Origin of the sequence: Maribacter spongiicola (assembly GCF_052119685.1) — a bacterium.
Classification (GTDB): domain Bacteria; phylum Bacteroidota; class Bacteroidia; order Flavobacteriales; family Flavobacteriaceae; genus Maribacter; species Maribacter spongiicola_A.
This window is the reverse complement of sequence record NZ_JBGQOO010000001.1, coordinates 534,698-554,123: the sequence shown is the minus strand read 5'-3', so window position 1 is coordinate 554,123 and position 19,426 is coordinate 534,698. Positions and strand designations below refer to the sequence as shown.

Here is a 19,426-nt window from a genome sequence, read left to right as displayed (position 1 = left end):
AATAATGTTGAGGTTAACTCGTTATAAACTTTATATTAGTGAAACTATACCTTAGTTTTAAAGCCCCAAGATGAAATACCATATACTTCTATTGTTTACTGTGCTTATGATTGGTTTAAAATCTAATGCGCAAGAAGGCATTCCTGTTTATTTTGATTATTTATCTGATAACTACTATTTGGTTTTTCCATCTATGGCTGGTATAGGCGAAGGGGGTAAAGTTAGGGCTACGGCTAGAAAACAATGGTTCGATGTAGATGATGCGCCAAGTTTACAAACGATTAACGCTCATTTTAGATTAGGCGATTCCCCTAGTGGTATTGGTGCAATTCTTTTTAATGATGCTAATGGTTATCACTCACAAACTGGCTTAAAATTAACATATGCCCACCATTTAAGGATGGGAAGTGAAGATGTAAGAATATTAAACCAATTGTCATTTGGACTAAGCGCAACAATTTTACAAAGTAGTTTAGATGAGACCGAGTTTAGATCAGCTACACCAGATCCTGCAGTATCAGGAATTAAATTAAGTTCATCATATACAAATGTTGATATTGGGTTATCTTATAATTATCAAGAATTTTATATGCACTTTGCAGTTACAAATGCATTGACTGGTAGCAAGAGAAATTTATATTATAGAGATAGACAGGACAACCCTGAAGAGTTGGTTATAGATAATATTAGACGATTTTTAGTTTCTACAGGTTATGTTTTTGGAAGAAGTGAATGGCAGTTTGAGCCTTCTATTTTATTTCAAATGACCGAATTCACCAAAGAGAAAAGTTTAGATATAAATGCAAAAGTTTACAAAGATGTTGATTTTGGACGTATTTGGGGCGGACTCTCGTATAGAAGAAGTTTTGATGGTGCTCAGTTTCAAGATGGCGCCTCTTTTGGAGAACAACGTTTGCAATTGGTCACCCCTATAGTTGGTGCTAACTTCAATAACTTTATGGTTTCCTATAATTATTCATATCAAATGAATGATTATCGTTTCGATAACGGTGGTTTTCATCAAATTACTTTAGGTTACGATTTTGGTCAAAAAGAACGTAAATACGATTGTTACTGCCCAGCAGCGAATTAAAAAAAAAGGTCTGCACTTAATTGAGCAGACCTTTTACATTGTTACTCCCAACTATAATTTTTAGTTTTAGCTTGTTTTTTTATTGCTTTAATCATAGCATTTTCAAGCTCTCCCGATTTTTCATCTTTTTGATGTTCAGAAATATAGGCTAGTCTTTTCGTGTTATATTCTTGTATTTCTTTTTGTATTTCTTCTCTTTCATTCTTTTTTGATTCTACGTAAGTTTTTATTTCTTTTTCATTTTTATCTTGTAATTCTTCTGGCAACTCATCGTTCTCCACAGAACTAATTTCGAATTCTTCGTCTTCATAGGCATCTACCAAATCCCATTTTTTATTATTGTATAATCTTGAACTTTTACTGACCGCTCTTTTCACAGCAACTGCCTCTTGCATTTCTAAGGCATTGTTATCTTGCACTTCTTGTGCGATATATTTTGATTTACCCATCGACCCGTAAGAAACGTATGTTTTGTTTAATCTTGAATTTAGTTTAATTATGATTTCATCATAGGGTGTAGTAATATGTACTACTTCTTTATTGTGGTCTATAGCCATATATTCACCGCCCGTTAACGATGCTCCGTTCTTCCAGTCGGTACTAATGCCTAGTTCATAGTTTCCACAGAAAATAGTATTTACCACAACATCTTTTTCATTGGCATTTGCTAAAGCAGTTCTGTAATTATACCTGCCTTGATTAAATGGTTCGTTACCGGCAATGAAAATCATACGTAGTAAATCCGGATTCTTATTCCATGGTAATTGGTGTAAAGAGGTCTGCAGTACTTTTCCACAGTATTCTTCACCACCATTAGTAGTTAAAGAGAAAAGCTTTTCTGAAATCTCGTCTAAATCACTACTAAAACCTAGTACTTGTTGAATGTATCCTTCATTTGCAGAGAGATTGTCATTGCCATATTGATACAATGCAATTTGTAAATTAGGTCTTGTGTCATTACCACATTTAGCATAGCTAAACTCGTTTACAATATCCCATAATTGAGATTTTGCTTGGTTTATTAATCCGTCCATACTATTACTAGTATCTAATAACAATGCTATTTGTACGGTGTTCGATTCTTTTGGTGCAGCTGGTTCAGTAGCTTGGGCAATTAGTTCAATGGTTTTTTTCTTTTCTTTAGTATTGCAGGCAAAAGCCGCAGTTAAGGTTAGAAGTGCTATGCCGAATGATGCAAGTTGTTTAATCGTTTTCATCGTTTTTTGTTTTAAATTCATAGCTAAACTAAAAGCAAAGTATTTCTCTGTAAAGCGAGAATGAGCGAACTGGTCTTTTCACTTAGTTAAGTCGCCCACCTAGTGTGTAAAGGCATAAAAGTACATGCTTAAAATGTGTGCTTTGAATATTTCTCATTTTTTAGTGCCACAATAATCAGCTAAGTTTACCGTAGTAATAGCAGATGAAAAATTATAGTATCTATATCGTAATATGTTTTCTTTTGGGATGGAATTGCCTTCTGTCTCAATCGCAAAATGATGCCCTAAAATTTAAATTAAAAGGTAGGGTAGAGGTCAGAAATTCGGGGAAACCTATTTCTGGAGTTTCCATTTCTAATCAGATGGGAAATTTTGTAATTACAAACGGATTAGGCGAATTCGAGATTAGAACCAGAATTGGAGATCAACTTGTAATAGAACATGATGATATTGAAACCCTACGTTACGATGTAGAGAAAAATGATGTTGTTTTAATCTTGGTGGAAGATTTCGAGACATCTACCATGAGCAGCCGATCAAAATCGTTGCCAGATATAGCTGTCAAACATCAACAATTATTAGACTCTGCTGAAGAATATAAGGCCCAAGATATTGAGCGAAGTATTGATTTAGTGACGCAGTCAATTTCAATTTTAGGTAAACGAGGGCGTAAGAAAGAGTTGGCCAGGTCGCTTTCAAAACTTGGTGAAATATATCAATATCATAAACAATTAGATCTCGCAATTGATAATTATGAAGATGCTTTAGACAATAATAAAACCATTGCAACTTCATTACTGTTGGGTAAAGCATATAATCTAACTTCTAGATATGAAGAAACTTTAGAACTGTTGAATCCGTTATTGGAGATTAAGTCCATGCCGCCAAACCAAAGTGCCGTATTATATGAGTTGTTAGGTGATGCTAATAAAGGTGAAGGTAAAACACAGTTAGCCTTAAACTTGTATAATAGAGGGTTGTTGATAGCAGATAAAAATCAGATCACATCAAAAATGATCGATTTAAATTCTAAGATTGCAGATACCTATTCTTTAGTAAATCAAAATATGGAGGCTGAAGCTTATTATGATAGTTCATTAGAATTGGCCAATCAATCCGAACCGAAAAGGGCATTACAGGAAAAGGAAAAGGTGGCTGATTTTTATAACACCAAAAATAGATTCAATGAAGAAATTACCATGCGTAAAAGTAGTCTTCAAGAATTAAAAAAACTCAATTCGCCCAATGCAGGTATAAAGAAATTAGAACTTGGCGATACTATAACGTCGCAACGAATAAATTACAAGATAGCGAATGCCTATATCTCTCAAGATAAATATAATGAGGCTATACCATTTTTAGAAAAAAGTATTATCGAAGCAAATTCTGATGACGATTTAGTGGTTCAGAAAGACGCAACAAGAAAATTATCAGAAGTATATAAGGTAAAAGGCGATTTTACCAAAGCATTAGATACCTATCAAACCTATGTTGCACTGGTAGATTCATTGTATGTGCGTAAAGAACAAGAAATTTCTAGGGCAAACCGTTTTAATAGAGAAATTGCAAATGCGCAAAATAGGCTTACTGGCTTAGAGCAAGAAAGAGAATTATCGCAAAGTAAATATGATTTAGCTCTTACCGAGCAAGAGTTGGTGCAAGAGAGTAATAAACGACAGCAGCTGGTAATTTATTCACTCATATTCGGACTCCTGTTAACTTTATTGGCGACTTTCTTTTTTTATCGAAGTAATCAACAACAAAAACTGGCAAATAACCTTTTGGCACTAAAATCGTTGAGGTCGCAGATGAATCCTCATTTTATTTTCAATGCTCTGAATTCTGTAAATAACTATATTGCGAAAAGCGATGAACGTAGTGCTAATAGGTATTTAAGTAATTTTTCAACCTTAATGCGTTCTGTACTAGAGAATTCTGAAGAAGATTTTATTCCGTTAGAAAAAGAGTTACAACAATTAGAGCTTTATATCAATTTAGAACACTCTCGTTTCGAAGATAAGTTCGACTACTCAATTGAAGTAGATGAAAAGGTACAGGTGTCTAAATTTCAAATTCCACCAATGTTATTGCAGCCCTATATTGAAAATGCTATTTGGCACGGTTTGCGATATAGAGATAATAAGGGTGAATTGTTGGTTACCGTCAAAGAGAATAGTGCAGATTCTATAATTATATCTATTACAGATAATGGAATCGGCAGAAAGAAATCCGCAGAAATTAAAACCCAAAATCAAAGAAAACAAAAGTCTAAAGGTATGGGTATTATTAAAAAGCGTGTTGCTATTTTAAATGATATGTATACCGATAAGGTGCATATTAAAATTTCAGACCTGCAAGCAGATGGCACAGGTACAAAAGTGCTATTTATTTTAAAAAGAGAAAAATGAGCTTAAAAGCAATTTTAGTAGAAGATGAAGCTAATAGCAGAGAGATTTTAAGAAATTATATCTCTAAATACTGCCCTAGTGTTTCTTTGTTGGGTGAAGCATCATCTATCAAAGAGGCTTTAGTTTTAATTGAGAATAATGTTTTAGACTTGGTGTTTCTTGATGTTGAAATGCCGTTCGGTAATGCTTTTGATCTGCTTGATCAATTGCCAGACAGGACTTTTGAAACCGTTTTTGTTACCGCTTATGATCACTATGCGAAAGATGCCTTAAATAATCATGCAGCATATTATTTGACAAAACCGATAAATATCGATGAGTTGATCAATGCCGTAGAATATGTTAGCGGCGTTCGTGAAAAAGAAGCAAGTTTAGAAGGTGAGGTTTTAAGTACTAAATCTAAAGGGGTAGAAGGGAAGTTGACCTTGCCACAGCAAGACGGATTCCAAATTTTGAACGTTGCAGAAATACTATATTGTAAGGCAGACGATAATTATACCGAAATATATTTATTGAACAAGAAAATATTGGTCAGCAAAACCTTGAAGTATTTTGAAGATGCACTTATTGATTTTCCATTTGCTCGAGTGCACAAATCGTACCTTGTAAATGTAAACGAAGTGGTCAAGTACCGCAAGGGTAAAGGCGGTAGCGTTGTAATGTCTAACGGAAAAGAAGTGATGGTATCTGCATCAAAAAAGAAAGATTTTCTATCGTATTTTAATTAAAAAAATTTACAATGATAAAAGCAGTTAGAGGTAAAGAACCTGTTATTGGAGAAGATTGTTTTATTGCTGAAAATGCAACGATTGTTGGTGAAGTAAGCATGGGTAAGCAATGTAGTGTGTGGTTCAACGCTGTACTTCGTGGGGATGTTCATTTTATTAAAATGGGCGATAAGGTTAATATACAAGATGGCGCGGTTATTCATTGTACCTACTTAAAATCGCCTACGACCATAGGTAATAATGTATCAATCGGTCATAATGCTATTGTACATGGGTGCACTATTCATGATAATGTGTTGATTGGTATGGGTAGCATAATAATGGATGACTGTATTGTGGAAAGCAATAGTATAATTGCAGCTGGGGCAGTGTTAACAAAAGGAACACATGTGCCATCAGGAAGTATTTTTGCCGGTATGCCTGCTAAAAAAATTAAGGATATCAGTCCCGAATTAAGTTCTGGTGAAATCAATAGAATTGCCGAAGCTTATACCATGTATTCTGGTTGGTTTAAAGAAACTGAGTAAATGCAAATAATAATTTACATATCGCAATCTATCTAAAATACGTACTTTTGTGCCACCAAAATTAAAAGTTATGAACGCATATGTTTTTCCTGGGCAAGGTGCTCAATTTGTTGGAATGGGTTTAGATTTATATGAGAAATACCCGATTGCAAAAGAGTTGTTTCTTAAGGCAAACGATATATTAGGGTTTGAGATCACTGAGGTAATGTTTAGAGGTACTGCCGAAGGATTAAAAGAAACCAAGGTAACTCAACCAGCTATATTTCTTCACTCTGTCATTTTGAGTAAAGTAATGGGAGATTCATTTAAGCCAGATATGGTTGCCGGTCATTCATTAGGAGAGTTTTCTGCTCTTGTTGCAAATAACACTCTTAGTTTTGAAGACGGATTGAGATTAGTTTCGCAACGAGCTTTGGCAATGCAAAAAGCTTGTGAACTGAAACCATCGACAATGGCAGCAGTTTTAGGATTGGAAGATACCGTTGTGGAAAAAGTATGTGCAGAAATTACTGGTATCGTGGTTGCAGCAAATTATAACTGTCCGGGTCAATTGGTAATTTCTGGTGAGATATCAGCAGTTGAAGAAGCTTGTGAAAAATTAAAAGAAGTAGGTGCAAAGCGAGCATTAATGTTACCTGTGGGTGGAGCTTTCCATTCGCCGTTAATGGAGCCTGCCAGAGAAGAATTAGCTGCGGCCATAGCTAATACTACATTTTCGACACCTAGTTGTCCAATTTATCAAAATGTACCAACAACGGCAGTAAATAGTGCAGAAGAAATTAAAAAGAACTTAATGTTGCAATTGACTGCACCTGTAAAATGGACACAGAGTGTTCAACAAATGGTGAAGGACGGAGCTACTATTTTTACTGAAATTGGCCCTGGTAAGGTATTGCAAGGGTTAGTGAGAAAAATTGAGCCATCGGTTACTACGCAGTCCCCAGAGCTAACGGACTAATCATTTTTTCTTTAATAGTACCATTTAACCTATAAATCCTTTTTTCAACTGTTTCTGAGCGGTTTACCTTGATTTTTTTGTAATATTGGGACCCTCATTTTTGGTTATGGATTTAGAACATCATCCAGCCTTATTGTCGGAAATGATAAAGAATGCTATGAAAATTATAAATAAAATTGAATTAAGATTTAAACATAATTCCAGTAGGCTTTTAATGCTGATTGTTTTTATATTTTTTACTAACACAGGATTTTCACAAGTAGCTACATTGTCTGTTTCTGATGCTGATGCTTCAGAAAGTAACGGGTTGCCTAATCCGGGTCAATTTCAGATTACGCTTACTAATGGATTTTTTCCAGTTCCATCTATGGAGCGCAAGATTAATGTTATAGTTGAAGCGGGACTTACAACGGCTTTAGCAAATCTTGATCGCGCCCCAATTTCCAGTACGTTGACTATTCCTGCAGGGCAAACAGTAGGGTTTATTGATTTGGATATCATCGATGATGCATTGGTTGAAGGTGATGAAATATTATTCTTAAGCATCGAGCCTGGCGATAACTATACACAAAGCCCTTTTTTATCAGGTAGAACACAATCTATAACTGTTGTAGATAATGATTTTGCTCTTTTAGATATAGGTGATGTTCAAAATACAGAAGGTAATAATTTAGTATTCAATATAAGGTCTGATAAACCAGTTGAATATGCACATGAAGTAACAGTTAATTTTTCAGGAGGTACCGCAACGAAAGGATCTTCTGGTTTTGTTGATCCTGATGATTACAATGGGGATCAGCGAACGGTTACATTTTTACCAGGAGAAGTTACCAAACAAATGGCAGTAGTGACTGGTAATGATACAACTGTTGAGGACGATGAAACCTTTATTGCAACTCTAACGAGTGATAACAACGCCAGTGTAACTGCGGGTGATACAGGAATTGGTACAATATTAAATGATGATTTTGCACAGGTTACTGTTGTTGCAAATAGACCAAATACTAATGAGGATGGAACTGGTAATAATGGGCGTTTTAGAATAGAATTAAGCGAGGAAAACGATACTGGAGGAGATATTATAGTAGGCTATACTTTTTCTGGTAGTGCTACAGTAGGGGATGATTTTACGATTAGTGGAAATGCTATTATTCCTGATGGTTCAGACTTTACTAATATCAATATTATTCCTGTGAACGATGCTGATGTTGAAGGTGATGAAACTGTAGTTATTACTTTAAATAGTGTAAACAGCGTTCAATATGAAATAGGTACTCCTAATACAGATGCGGTAACAATTGTAGACGATGACGTTGTTTTTATTGCCTCTATAGCTTCAACAGATGCTACCGCAAATGAAAGTCCACTTGGTAATGGTGTATTTACTATTGATTTGGGAGCGACAAATAACACGGGTTCACCAATAGTCGTAAATTATACAAGAACTGGTACCGCAACATCGGGAGCTGATTTTACTGCATTAACTGGTTCAGTTTCTATTCCAAATGGTCAGAGAACGGGTCTTGTAACAATAACACCAATTAATGATACTGATATAGAAAGTAATGAAACGGTAATACTGACTCTTGCTGCAGGTACTGGTTACACTGTTGGCACTCCGATTAGTGCAACAGTAGTTATTGTAAGTGAAGATGCCAATGTTGCTCAAATTATAGCATCAGATGGTACGGCTGCAGAAAGTAATGGGGCAGTTTCTCCTGGGGAATTTACGGTTAGCTTAAGTGCGCCAAATAATACAGCTGGTCCAATTATAGTAAATTATGTAGTTAGTGGTACTGCGGGTAATGGTGTTGATTATACAGCTATAAATGCTAATGCCGTTAGTATTCCTGTTGGAGAACAACAGGCTGAAATTGATATTCTGCCAATTAATGATGCAATTCAAGAGGGTGCTGAAACAGTTATACTAACTTTAGCAACAGGTACAGGTTATGTTTTAGGTTCGGGACCTACACGTACTGCAACTGTTCAAATTAATGATAATGATCAAGCGACATTGACGATTTCTGACGAATCTGTAAATGAAGATGTTACCTCTGGTGTAATAGTATTTGATGTGGTTCTTGATTTGGCAGTTGTTGGTGGTACAACAGTTACCTATTCTTTTATCAATGATACTGCAATAAATGGTACTGATTATACCGGTACGAATGGTTCGTTGACTTTTACAGGTACAGTGAATGAAATAAGAACAATTACGGTACCAATTAATAACGATGCCATTTTAGAAAATACAGAAACGTTTACAGTACAGTTAGGGTTGCCTACCAATAATGTACAACGTGCAAATAGCGGTACCGCTACTGGGACTATTCAAGATGATGATAATTGTGTTGCTGCACCAACATTGGATACGTCGGTTTCAAATATTTATTGTGTAGAAGCTGCAGGTGATGACTTTTCCGCAAATTTATTTGATTTTACGAGTAGCGCAGCTCCTGCGGGAACGGTTTTAACCTGGAGTAGAGTTTCTAATCCATTAAATACAAACTCACATTTGACGGTTGCGGAAGCTCAAGATGTAAGTCTGCCTGCTTCTTATTATGGTTTTTTCTATGATGCAGCCAATAATTGCGCAAGTGGTACTATAGAAGTTCAAATTGTTAGAAATGTATTGCCACAATTGGTTACTGTTAATGATAATGAACGCTGTGGTCCGGGTACGTTGCTTTTAAGCGTTGTGCCAACTGACGGTGCTTCTATTAATTGGTACGATTCTATAGATGCCGTTACACCTATCGCAATGGGCGAAACATATACAACACCATCTTTAAATGCTACTGCTACATATTATGTAGAAGCGACCGAGAATGAATGTACTACCGAAAGACAACCGGTTGTAGCGAGAATAGGTTCTCAGGCTACTACTGGTACGGCACAGAATGGATCTATTTGTAATGTTGCTGCCAACGGATTAACGAGCATCGATTTAGATACGAGACTGGTGGGCGCCGATCCTGGGGTTTGGGTATTTGTTTCTGGTCCGCAAAACGATGTAACTATTAGTTCTACCAATGTGGTACAATTCGAAGGATTTACTTCTGGTGGTTACATTTTTAGATTTACAACAACAGATTCTACTGCGCCATGTGTAAACCCTACCGTAGATGTTACCATAAATGTTAGTGATTGTGAAACGGATGACGATAATGACGGACTTCTAGGTGGTCAAGAGGTGGCGTTGGGTACAGATTCTAATAATCCCGATACAGATGGTGATGGTATTGAAGACGGTGTTGAGGTTGGTGATGACATTGCTAATCCATTAGATGAGGACGGAGACGGAATTATCGATGCGCTAGATTCTAACACTGCAGATGCCGATAATGACGGAGTAAATGATCAGCAAGATCCTGCAAATAGTAATCCGTGTATACCTAATCGATTTAATGGTAATTGTGATACCGATGGTGACGGAATTTCAGATCTTGACGAACAAACAAATGGTTCTGATCCAGATGATCCTTGTGATCCTGTAGCATCCCCAAATTGCGATGCGCCAATTGATTTAGAGGTGTTGAAATCTGTAGATAACATCGATGCATTAGTAGGCGATACGATTATATTTAAAATTTTGGTTACCAACTTGTCCGATAGAACGGCAAGAGCGATTGTTGTTGGTGATTTTTTAGAATTAGGATTTGATTTTGTTTCTTCAGATGCTCCTGAGGCTACCGATTATGATGCGGTATCCGGTAATTGGAGTATAGCAGAACTTGCAGCAGGTATTTCCTTAGAACTTTCTATCACAGTAATTGTGGCAGAACAAGGACCGTATACAAACACTGCTGTACTACTAGAATCTATTCCATCAGATAATAATGCTGAGAATGACGAAGCAACCGTTGTGCTAAATACAGAAGCACCAGAGGGTGTAGATCTTAAAATTGAGAAAGAAGCTCGCCCAGATAAGGCATTGGTAGGTGATGAAGTAGAATTTATTATCCGTGTTACCAATATTTCTGAATCTGATGCGGTAACAGATATAGTTGTCAATGATTTGATCCTGATTGAAAACGGATTTGAATTTGTTTCTGCTGAATCAGATTTTGGTGGTACGTACGATGAAGCTTCTGGTAATTGGAATATCCCTTCTTTGAATAGAGAAGAAACGGCTACGTTGAGAATTAGAGCTAGAGTTCCTGCAATAGGTACGTATACGAATACAGCAAATATTGTTCGGTCTACGCCAAGAGATGGTAATACTGAAAACAATATAGCAACTGTAACCGTAGAGGTAATTCAGAAGAGCCCTGCTGACCCAGGTTTTCTGTTTAATCAGTTCTCGCCAAACGGTAATAATCAGAATGAGATTCTTCGTATAAATAGAACTCTGACTAATCCAGATACCGGTGCACAGATAGAAGTTAATTTACAATACAAAATTAAAATTTACGATCGTTACGGAAATCTTGTTTTTGAAACTGAAAAAGTAAATGATGGTGATGTTTGGGATGGTACTTATAAAGGAAAAGAATCGCCAAAAGGGACTTATTTTTATATCATGAATTATAGTATTAATAATCAACCTACAGTATTGGATAAAGGTTGGATACAGCTTATTAGATAAAATAAATTATGGATTATAACTTTAATAAATCGAGTTATACTATTGCTTTAGTACTATTTTCTCTGTTAAGCTTTAATGCATATTCACAGAAAGAACCGCAGTACACCCAGTACATGTATAATATTGGTAGTTTTAACCCAGCGTATGTTGGTACAGTAGAAAACCCTGAATTCTCAGGATTGTACAGAGCTCAATGGATCGATATACCAGGCGCGCCTAGAACGTTTCGTTTTGGCGCAAACTTGCCTTTTAAAAATGAAAAAGTAGGTTTAGGTATCAATATCGTAAATGATGAATTGGGACCTGCTACTCAAACCTATGCCGATATTTCTTATTCTTATCAGATAATGGTTTCCGACGAGACAAAATTGTCATTTGGTATTGATGCCGGTGGATCTTTTTTAAATGTGGATTTTTCAAAAGGAACGTTTGAGAATCCGGGTGAGAACCTTAATGATGAAATGTTAAGCAAATTCTACCCAACGGTAGGGGCAGGTGCATTCTTATATTCTGAAGATTGGTACTTTGGTGCTTCGGTACCTAATTTTTTAACCGAAGGGGTATATAATGGTGAAGTAGCATCTATCGTAGAAGATAAGCTTCAATTCAATTTTATTGGGGGCTATGTTTTTGAGCTTTCAGAAAACTTAAAATTTAAACCTGCATTTTTAGTGAACACGATTTCTGGTTCACCAGTAAATGTGAACTTATCTAGTAATTTTTTAATTTCTGATGTGGTTACAGCAGGGGTTTCTTATCGTTTAGATAATGCTTTTAGTGGTTTGGCAGGTTTTCAAATTTCTAATACTTTGTTTGCAGGGTATTCGTATGATTACAATACAAACCTTCTCGGCGAATTCAATAATGGATCACATGAGATTATACTTAAGTTCTACTTAGGTAGAAAAGGACCTTCGAAATCTAAAGGTAGTAGTGATAAAAATGCAAAAGGTAAACCGAAACAAGTTGATTCACCTCGATTCTTTTAAAGTGAACTAAAATGAGATTTAAAATAATCATAGTATTACTAGTTTTTGTACCATTTTTAAGTACGGCCCAAGACAAAAAATCTAAAGCCGATAATCTTTTTTATGGGTATCAATACGAAAAGGCAATAGAAGCCTATAAAATCGAAATGCAAAAAGATTCATTAACTAATCATCAGTTATTGAATCTTGCAGATTCTTATTTTAGTACAGGTAGCTATGATAGTGCATCTGAGCTTTATTTAGAGGTGAATAAGAACGATACCATAATGTCTGTCAACAGATTCAATAAAATGTTGCAGAGTCTTTCTAAGAACTCAGAAAGAGATAGGGTAAAGACCTTTCTAAGGTCTAAAGCCGATAAGTTATCTCCTGAACTTTTAGAAAATGCAGAGTTTAACTACAGCTTGTTAGAAATTCCTTCTAGTGTAGATAATAGTTTTATAAGAGATTTGGGTGTAAATAGTGCTGAAGGCGATTTTTCACCGGCTTTTTATAAAAATGGTATACTCTTTAGTAGTAGCAGAGGTCGAAATACTAAGAATGTATATGAACCAACTGGCGAGTCATATTTAGATATCTACTTCGCAAGATTGGGTTCTGATAAAACGTTGGTTGATGTTGAAACATTTAAAGAAATACCAGCGACTGATTTTCATAAATCTACTCCGTACTACTCAGAAAAATTGACTACTTTTTTTTACATTCTTTCAAATGCAGAAAATGGAGAACTGAGGTATGATGATAATGGTAAAAATGCATTGGCTATAGGTACTATTTCTGAGAGTGGTCGATTTAGATTTATATTAAAAGATTTAAGTACCTCTTTTTATTATCCTTATTTCGATGATAAAACCGAACGAATATATTTTGCAGCTAATTTTGACGATAGCTACGGTGGTACAGATTTATATTATGTGTATACTAACAGCGGTCAAATAATGTCTGCTCCTATTAATTTAGGGCCTAGAATAAACTCTCCGGGAAATGAGATTGCCCCTTATATATTTGATGGTAGTTTATATTTTTCTTCGGATATTTTTTACGGACTTGGTGGCATGGATGTTTATAAATCGAATATGTTGCCTAATGATTCTTTTACCATACCGATAAACCTCGGTGACGGAATAAATTCAACAGCAGATGACTTCGGATTCATTATCCAGAATGATGAGAATACTGGTTTGTCTGGTTACTTGGCGTCAAACAGAAAAGGGGGTAAAGGCGGCGATGATCTTTATGGTTTCGACCTTAAAAATGCACCAGGCTTAAAAACGTTTGCAGTAGGTGGTAAAGTAGTTAATCTGAAAACAAAGGCTGGTTTAAAAGGAGCTCAAGTTAGATTGTTGAGCCAACAAGGTGATGTTATTAAAGAAGTTATTTCAGGAAATGACGGTAGCTTTAGAATTGAAATACCATGGATGTCTCAAGTTACCATACAGGCTATGAGCGATGGATATTCTATATTTTCAACGACATACTCAGAAGAAGGTATGGAAGAAATTCAAAAGTCAGCTTATAACATGGGATTGGCACGAATGGAAGATTTAATTACCATACGTGAAGATAAGAATGTGTTGAAACTAGAAAAGTTTTATTTTGACAAAGGTAAATCTGTTATGAACGCTCAAGTGGAGACTGAATTGAAAAAGGTCGTAGATGCTGTAGCGCGTTTTCCTCAAATGAGAATCAGAATTCAATCGCACACCGATAGTAGAGGTAGTAATTCTAGTAACAAAAAATTATCACAAGAAAGAGCTGATGTTATTAAAAACTACCTTTTAAAAAACGGGTTAACTTCAAATAACATTATAGAAGCAACTGGTTTCGGCGAAGAAATGATTGTGAATAATTGTACTAACGGAGCATATTGTTTAGATTTTCTACATAAACAAAATGAACGAATATTATTTGTGGTAGAATAATAGTCACTTATTTCTAAAACATTAGAAGATAATTATATAGAAATAGTACAAGGCGAAGCATGATAAAAATATAATGCCTGCATAAGTCAATAATTTTAATCTTTTACCAGGTCGAAATTCAGGGTCTAGGTCATTGCTGGTAACATTTTTCAAATTCATATAACCAATAATAGGAGCTACTACAAAAGAGACAAATGTAGCTAAAGCGACCAAGTTGCCCATGTTGGCACTAAATGCGGCAATTACTATAAAATTTATTAGCGTTAAGGTGAAAACGCCTGCTGCATATGCAGTTTTTGTTCGATACCACCTATTTTTAGGTTTTAACAAAGAGATAATATCTAAGCTTACCCTTGCTAGTGCATCATGTGCGGTCATACAAGTACTGAACATAGTGGCGAACGCCGAAATTGCTATGAATAGATATGCCCATGACCCTATATGTTCGGTAAATAATCTAACTACTTGATCTGCAAAACTTACGGCGTTATTACTTAATTGTATATTAGTGCCGTATAAGGTAAACCATCCTATAATCATAAAAAAGACAGCTAATACGGCGGTAATGGCATATCCGATATTAAATTCTTGTAGAGATTCTTTTAAGCTAGGCTTGTCTTGAGTTTTCCATTTTTCAATACTCCATAAACTGATCCAACTTGAAGCTTCGACACTGGTTGGCATCCATCCTATTAATCCTATTAAAAAGAGTATTCCTACTTCGTTAAAAATTGGCAAAGGTTCAAAATCTACTACATGATTAACAGGTCCTTTCGCTAGTACCAAAATGGTGGTAATCAACAATGCGAAAAATAGGATCGCGACCACGAACTTTAGACTTATTTCAAGAAACTTGTATTTTCCGACAATTAGAAGAACGCTGATTAATAAAAATAAACTTAGAGCAACCAAGGCTATAGATTCGTATCCGATACCGAATAGGTTGATAAAAAGTCCTGCTGTAACGGTGTATAATGCCGCTAGAATAGTAAATGTGGTAATGAAACTAATAACTGCGTAAAACCATAAATAGCCTTTACCGCGGTTTAAATAGCCCTCTATAAGGGTTTTGTTGGTGACGTTGGTATATCGAACGCCAAATTCGAAGAACGGGTACTTTAGAACGTTTGCTAAAATTATAGGTATAACCATTAACCATCCATATTGGGCACCTGCTTTTGTAGATAAAACAAGATGAGATGTACCTATAGCCATACTCGCAAACAAAAGACCTGGGCCTAAGTTTTTTAGTATTGTTTTCATACAGCGTATTATAATTGGTTTGGTTGGTTGTATTAAATGTAGTCTATTTAGATATAGCGATGTAATACGCCTATTTTATTTCTATAGTTGCACCATAAAATTTTGGTTGGGTATTCAATATCATATCTATAAATACCTTTACTCGTGCTAAATATTCTCTTATCTGAACTTTTAGACCTTGACTGGCAGAAACATCTTCGGCATTAAAACCTATAGCTTTTAACCCTTTTTGTTCTGCAATGTAGATTGCCCTCTCATTATGGAATTTTTGGGAAATTACCGTTACGTTATCTAGTCCGAAAATAAACTTTGCCCTGAACATACTATCTAAAGTTCTAAACCCTGCATAATCTAAGAAAATAACTTCTTCTGGTATACCTGCTTTAATAAGATCTTTTTTAAAAGTATTTGGCTCATTATAATAAATACTGCCGTTATCGCCGCTAACTAAAATGAATTTTATTTTTCCGGCATTATAAAGCTCTTTAGTAGCGTTTATTCGATAAGTGTAATATGGATTTGGAGATCCATTTGTTAGTCGATTAGAAGTGCCTAAAACAAGACCGACCCTGTTGGCAGGTATTAACGATATATCTGAAAAGGTTTTGTCATCTGTAGTGCTTGAAATAATACTATTACAGGCGAATATGATTAGAATTAATGCCAATAGCAGAATGCCAGATATTTTGAAAATTTTTTTTAGCATGCATTTGTAATAATAACTAAAGTTAATAAATAACTTAAGATTCGATTTGAAAAGTAGGTAAATAAAAAACCCTTGAAAATCTTAAGATTAACAAGGGTTTTAGTACTCGAGGCGGGACTTGAACCCGCACGCCCCAAAGAGCACAGGATTTTAAGTCCGGCGTGTCTACCAATTCCACCACTCGAGCATACTTGGCTTTAAAAAAAATGTTGACCGGCAACATTTTCTGAGCGAAAAACGGGATTCGAACCCGCGACCTCCACCTTGGCAAGGTGATGCTCTACCCCTGAGCTACTTTCGCAAATTATTTTAAGAACGTGCATCTCTTAAAAGATGCGGGTGCAAATTTAAAACAATTCTGTAAAAACCAAAGTAAAAATTGACAAAAGAATAAAAAATATTATGATGTTGCCTTTTTGTCCTTGGTTAACAGCCTTTTAATCTCATTTAATTTCATCAATGCCTCTACCGGAGTTAGGGTATCGATGTCTAAATTCGTGATTTCTTCCTTTATTTCTTCTAATAATGGGTCATCTAAATTGAAAAAACTCAATTGCAATTCCTCAGAACTACTTTTAAGCTTGTCTCCCATATCTTCATTAACGTGCTTATTTTCTAACTTTTTCAAAATTTTATTAGCTTTCTGAATAACTTGTTGGGGCATACCTGCCATTTTAGCTACGTGTATACCAAAACTATGTTCACTACCACCGGGCACTAATTTGCGCAGAAATAAAACGGTATCTTTTAATTCTTTAATAGCTACATTAAAGTTTTTAATACGATTAAAAGTATTGGTCATTTCATTTAGTTCGTGATAATGGGTAGCGAACATTGTTTTCGCTCTTGCCGGGTGCTCATGCAAATATTCTGAAATAGCCCAAGCAATTGAAATACCATCATACGTACTTGTACCACGACCTATTTCATCTAATAGTACAAGACTTCTTTCAGATAGGTTATTTAGAATAGAAGCTGTTTCGTTCATTTCTACCATAAAAGTAGATTCGCCCATTGAAATATTGTCACTAGCACCAACGCGGGTGAATATTTTATCAACTACACCAATTTTAGCCGATTTTGCGGGTACAAAACTTCCCATTTGTGCAAGAAGTACAATTAATGCCGTTTGTCTCAACAAGGCAGATTTACCACTCATATTCGGACCGGTAATCATTATAAACTGTTGGTTTGATCTGTCTAGCTGTAAATCGTTTGCTATATATTGTTCACCTAACGGTAACTGTTTTTCAATTACCGGGTGTCTACCGTCTGTTATTTCTAAATCTGTTGAATCATTTAGAGTCGGGCAGTTATATGCATTTTCTTTCGCTAGCTGTGCAAAACCACATAAACAGTCTAATTGAGCTATTAGATATGCGTTATTCTGAACAGGAGCAATGTATTCTTGCATCCATACGACCAATTGAGAAAATAGTTGTTGTTCTAGGGTTGAAATGCGGTCTTCTGCACCCAATATTTTTGATTCGTATTCTTTTAATTCTTCAGTAATATAGCGCTCTGCATTTACCAAAGTTTGTTTACGAGTCCATGTGTCAGGTACTTTATCTTTATGGGTGTTTCTAACTTCTATATAATACCCAAAAACATTATTTGAGGCTATTTTAAGGGATGTTATGCCTGTTGCTGCAGTTTCCCTTTCAAGCATTTTGTTTAAATAGTTTTTTCCTGAAGTGGCTAATCCCCTAAGCTCGTCTAATTCTTCAGAAAAGCCTTTTGCTATAGTGCTTCCTTTTAAAATATTAACAGGTGCTTCTTCGCTAAGCATCTCTTTAATCTTGGCACGTAATAAATCGCAAGATTGTATTTGATCACCTGTTAAAGCTAGCGATTCGTTTTTAGAAGACGTCGCTAATTGTTTTATTGGGATTAAGGCTTCTAAAGAGTTTTTTAACTGTACAACTTCTTTCGGGTTTACCTTACCTGTGGCTACTTTAGAGATTAATCGCTCTAAATCGCCCATTTGCTTAATATGATGTTGAAACTTTTCTAAGACAACTTCTTCATTATATAAGAAAGAAACAATTTGTTGTCTCCTATTAATCTTTTCAAGATTTTTGAGGGGTAGTGCTAGCCATCTTTTGATCATTCGCCCACCCATGGGTGAAATGGTTTTATCGATAACATCTAAAAGTGTCACCGCATTTACATTGGTAGAATGATAAAGTTCTAAGTTTTTAATGGTGAACCTGTCCATCCATATATAATCATCTTCAGCAATACGTTGTAATTTTGAAATATGTTGTAATTGTCGATGTTGGGTTTCGCCTAAATAATGTAAAACTACCCCCGATGCAATTATACCGCAGGTTAAATGGTCCACGCCAAAACCTTTTAGCGTGTTTGTATTAAAGTGCGATTTAAGATTTTCTAGCGCATAATCTTCTTGAAAAACCCAATCTTCTAGATAGAACAGGTGATAATTTTTGCCGAATACCTCTAAGATTTCTTTTTTATGTGCTTTGGATATTAAAATCTCGTTTGGCGAAAAATTCTGCAACAGTTTATCGATCTGTTCTTCATTGCCTTCAGAGGTTAAAAATTCACCCGTAGAAATATCTACAAACGCAATACCTATTTTTTTTCTTCCGAAGTGCACAGCACAGAGAAAATTATTGGTTTTAGAATTTAAGATATCGTCATTCATTGCCACACCTGGGGTAACCAATTCGGTAACGCCTCTTTTGACAATTGTTTTCGTTTGTTTGGGATCTTCTAGCTGGTCGCATATTGCAACTCGCTGACCTGCTTTTACCAACTTGGGTAAGTAGGTGTTTATTGAATGATGCGGAAAACCTGCTAATTCGGTTCGCTCGCCACCATTATTTCTATTGGTTAGAATTATGCCTAATATGCGTGAAGCCTTTACTGCATCTTCACCAAAAGTTTCATAAAAATCGCCCACTCTAAAAAGTAATAACGCATCAGGATACTTGGTCTTGATGGTATTATACTGCTTCATTAAAGGGGTTACCTTTTTTGTCTTGCTTTTATCCGCCACTT

At 35.5% G+C, this 19,426-nt stretch carries 12 protein-coding genes and 2 tRNA genes; 8 read left to right on the top strand and 6 right to left on the bottom strand.

Going from position 1 to position 19,426, the window contains the following annotated elements:
• Positions 1 to 70 precede the first annotated feature (70 nt).
• Positions 71 to 1,093, top strand: a complete 1,023-nt coding sequence (locus ACEN2N_RS02370; RefSeq protein ID WP_441822811.1) for a PorP/SprF family type IX secretion system membrane protein — start codon at positions 71 to 73, stop codon at positions 1,091 to 1,093.
• A gap of 41 nt (positions 1,094 to 1,134) precedes the next feature.
• On the opposite strand, the gene ACEN2N_RS02365 is transcribed toward ACEN2N_RS02370, so the two are convergent.
• Positions 1,135 to 2,310 (bottom strand): vWA domain-containing protein, encoded by a 1,176-nt coding sequence (locus tag ACEN2N_RS02365; protein WP_441822810.1) that lies wholly within the window; start codon positions 2,308 to 2,310, stop codon positions 1,135 to 1,137.
• A 203-nt stretch (positions 2,311 to 2,513) separates the two neighbouring features.
• On the opposite strand from ACEN2N_RS02365, the gene ACEN2N_RS02360 reads away from it, so the two are divergent.
• From ACEN2N_RS02360 to ACEN2N_RS02330, 7 genes are all read left to right on the top strand, one after another.
• A complete protein-coding gene (locus ACEN2N_RS02360; protein ID WP_441822809.1) occupies positions 2,514 to 4,718 on the top strand; it encodes a histidine kinase in 2,205 nt (734 codons plus the stop codon).
• Positions 4,715 to 5,446, top strand: a complete 732-nt coding sequence (locus ACEN2N_RS02355) for a LytR/AlgR family response regulator transcription factor (RefSeq protein ID WP_441822808.1) — start codon at positions 4,715 to 4,717, stop codon at positions 5,444 to 5,446. The genes ACEN2N_RS02360 and ACEN2N_RS02355 overlap by 4 nt, the downstream gene beginning before the upstream one ends.
• Before the next feature lie 11 nt (positions 5,447 to 5,457).
• A complete protein-coding gene (locus tag ACEN2N_RS02350; protein ID WP_441822807.1) occupies positions 5,458 to 5,973 on the top strand; it encodes a gamma carbonic anhydrase family protein in 516 nt (171 codons plus the stop codon).
• 70 nt (positions 5,974 to 6,043) lie between these two features.
• Positions 6,044 to 6,931 (top strand): ACP S-malonyltransferase, encoded by an 888-nt coding sequence (gene fabD / locus ACEN2N_RS02345; protein ID WP_441822806.1) that lies wholly within the window; start codon positions 6,044 to 6,046, stop codon positions 6,929 to 6,931.
• A 106-nt stretch (positions 6,932 to 7,037) separates the two neighbouring features.
• Positions 7,038 to 11,522 carry a Calx-beta domain-containing protein gene (locus ACEN2N_RS02340; protein WP_441822805.1) on the top strand — a complete coding sequence of 1,495 codons (4,485 nt, stop codon included), beginning with the start codon at positions 7,038 to 7,040 and terminating at the stop codon, positions 11,520 to 11,522.
• Between the two features lie 8 nt (positions 11,523 to 11,530).
• The gene (locus tag ACEN2N_RS02335; RefSeq protein ID WP_441822804.1) at positions 11,531 to 12,511 is read left to right on the top strand and encodes a PorP/SprF family type IX secretion system membrane protein; all 981 of its coding nucleotides are present in this window, start codon (positions 11,531 to 11,533) and stop codon (positions 12,509 to 12,511) included.
• An 11-nt stretch (positions 12,512 to 12,522) separates the two neighbouring features.
• Positions 12,523 to 14,433 (top strand): OmpA family protein, encoded by a 1,911-nt coding sequence (locus ACEN2N_RS02330; protein WP_441822803.1) that lies wholly within the window; start codon positions 12,523 to 12,525, stop codon positions 14,431 to 14,433.
• Positions 14,434 to 14,454: 21 nt separating this feature from the next.
• Here ACEN2N_RS02330 and ACEN2N_RS02325 read toward each other — a convergent pair whose 3' ends face one another.
• From ACEN2N_RS02325 to mutS, 5 genes are all read right to left on the bottom strand, one after another.
• A complete protein-coding gene (locus ACEN2N_RS02325) occupies positions 14,455 to 15,696 on the bottom strand; it encodes an NRAMP family divalent metal transporter (RefSeq protein ID WP_441822802.1) in 1,242 nt (413 codons plus the stop codon).
• Positions 15,697 to 15,766: 70 nt separating this feature from the next.
• Positions 15,767 to 16,402, bottom strand: coding sequence for a SanA/YdcF family protein (locus ACEN2N_RS02320; RefSeq protein WP_441822801.1), 636 nt, complete (start codon positions 16,400 to 16,402; stop codon positions 15,767 to 15,769).
• Positions 16,403 to 16,505: 103 nt separating this feature from the next.
• A tRNA-Leu gene (locus ACEN2N_RS02315) sits at positions 16,506 to 16,589 on the bottom strand.
• Between the two features lie 42 nt (positions 16,590 to 16,631).
• Positions 16,632 to 16,703: transfer RNA gene (locus ACEN2N_RS02310), tRNA-Gly, on the bottom strand.
• 99 nt (positions 16,704 to 16,802) lie between these two features.
• Positions 16,803 to 19,385 carry a DNA mismatch repair protein MutS gene (gene mutS / locus ACEN2N_RS02305; protein WP_441822800.1) on the bottom strand — a complete coding sequence of 861 codons (2,583 nt, stop codon included), beginning with the start codon at positions 19,383 to 19,385 and terminating at the stop codon, positions 16,803 to 16,805.
• Positions 19,386 to 19,426 lie beyond the last annotated feature (41 nt).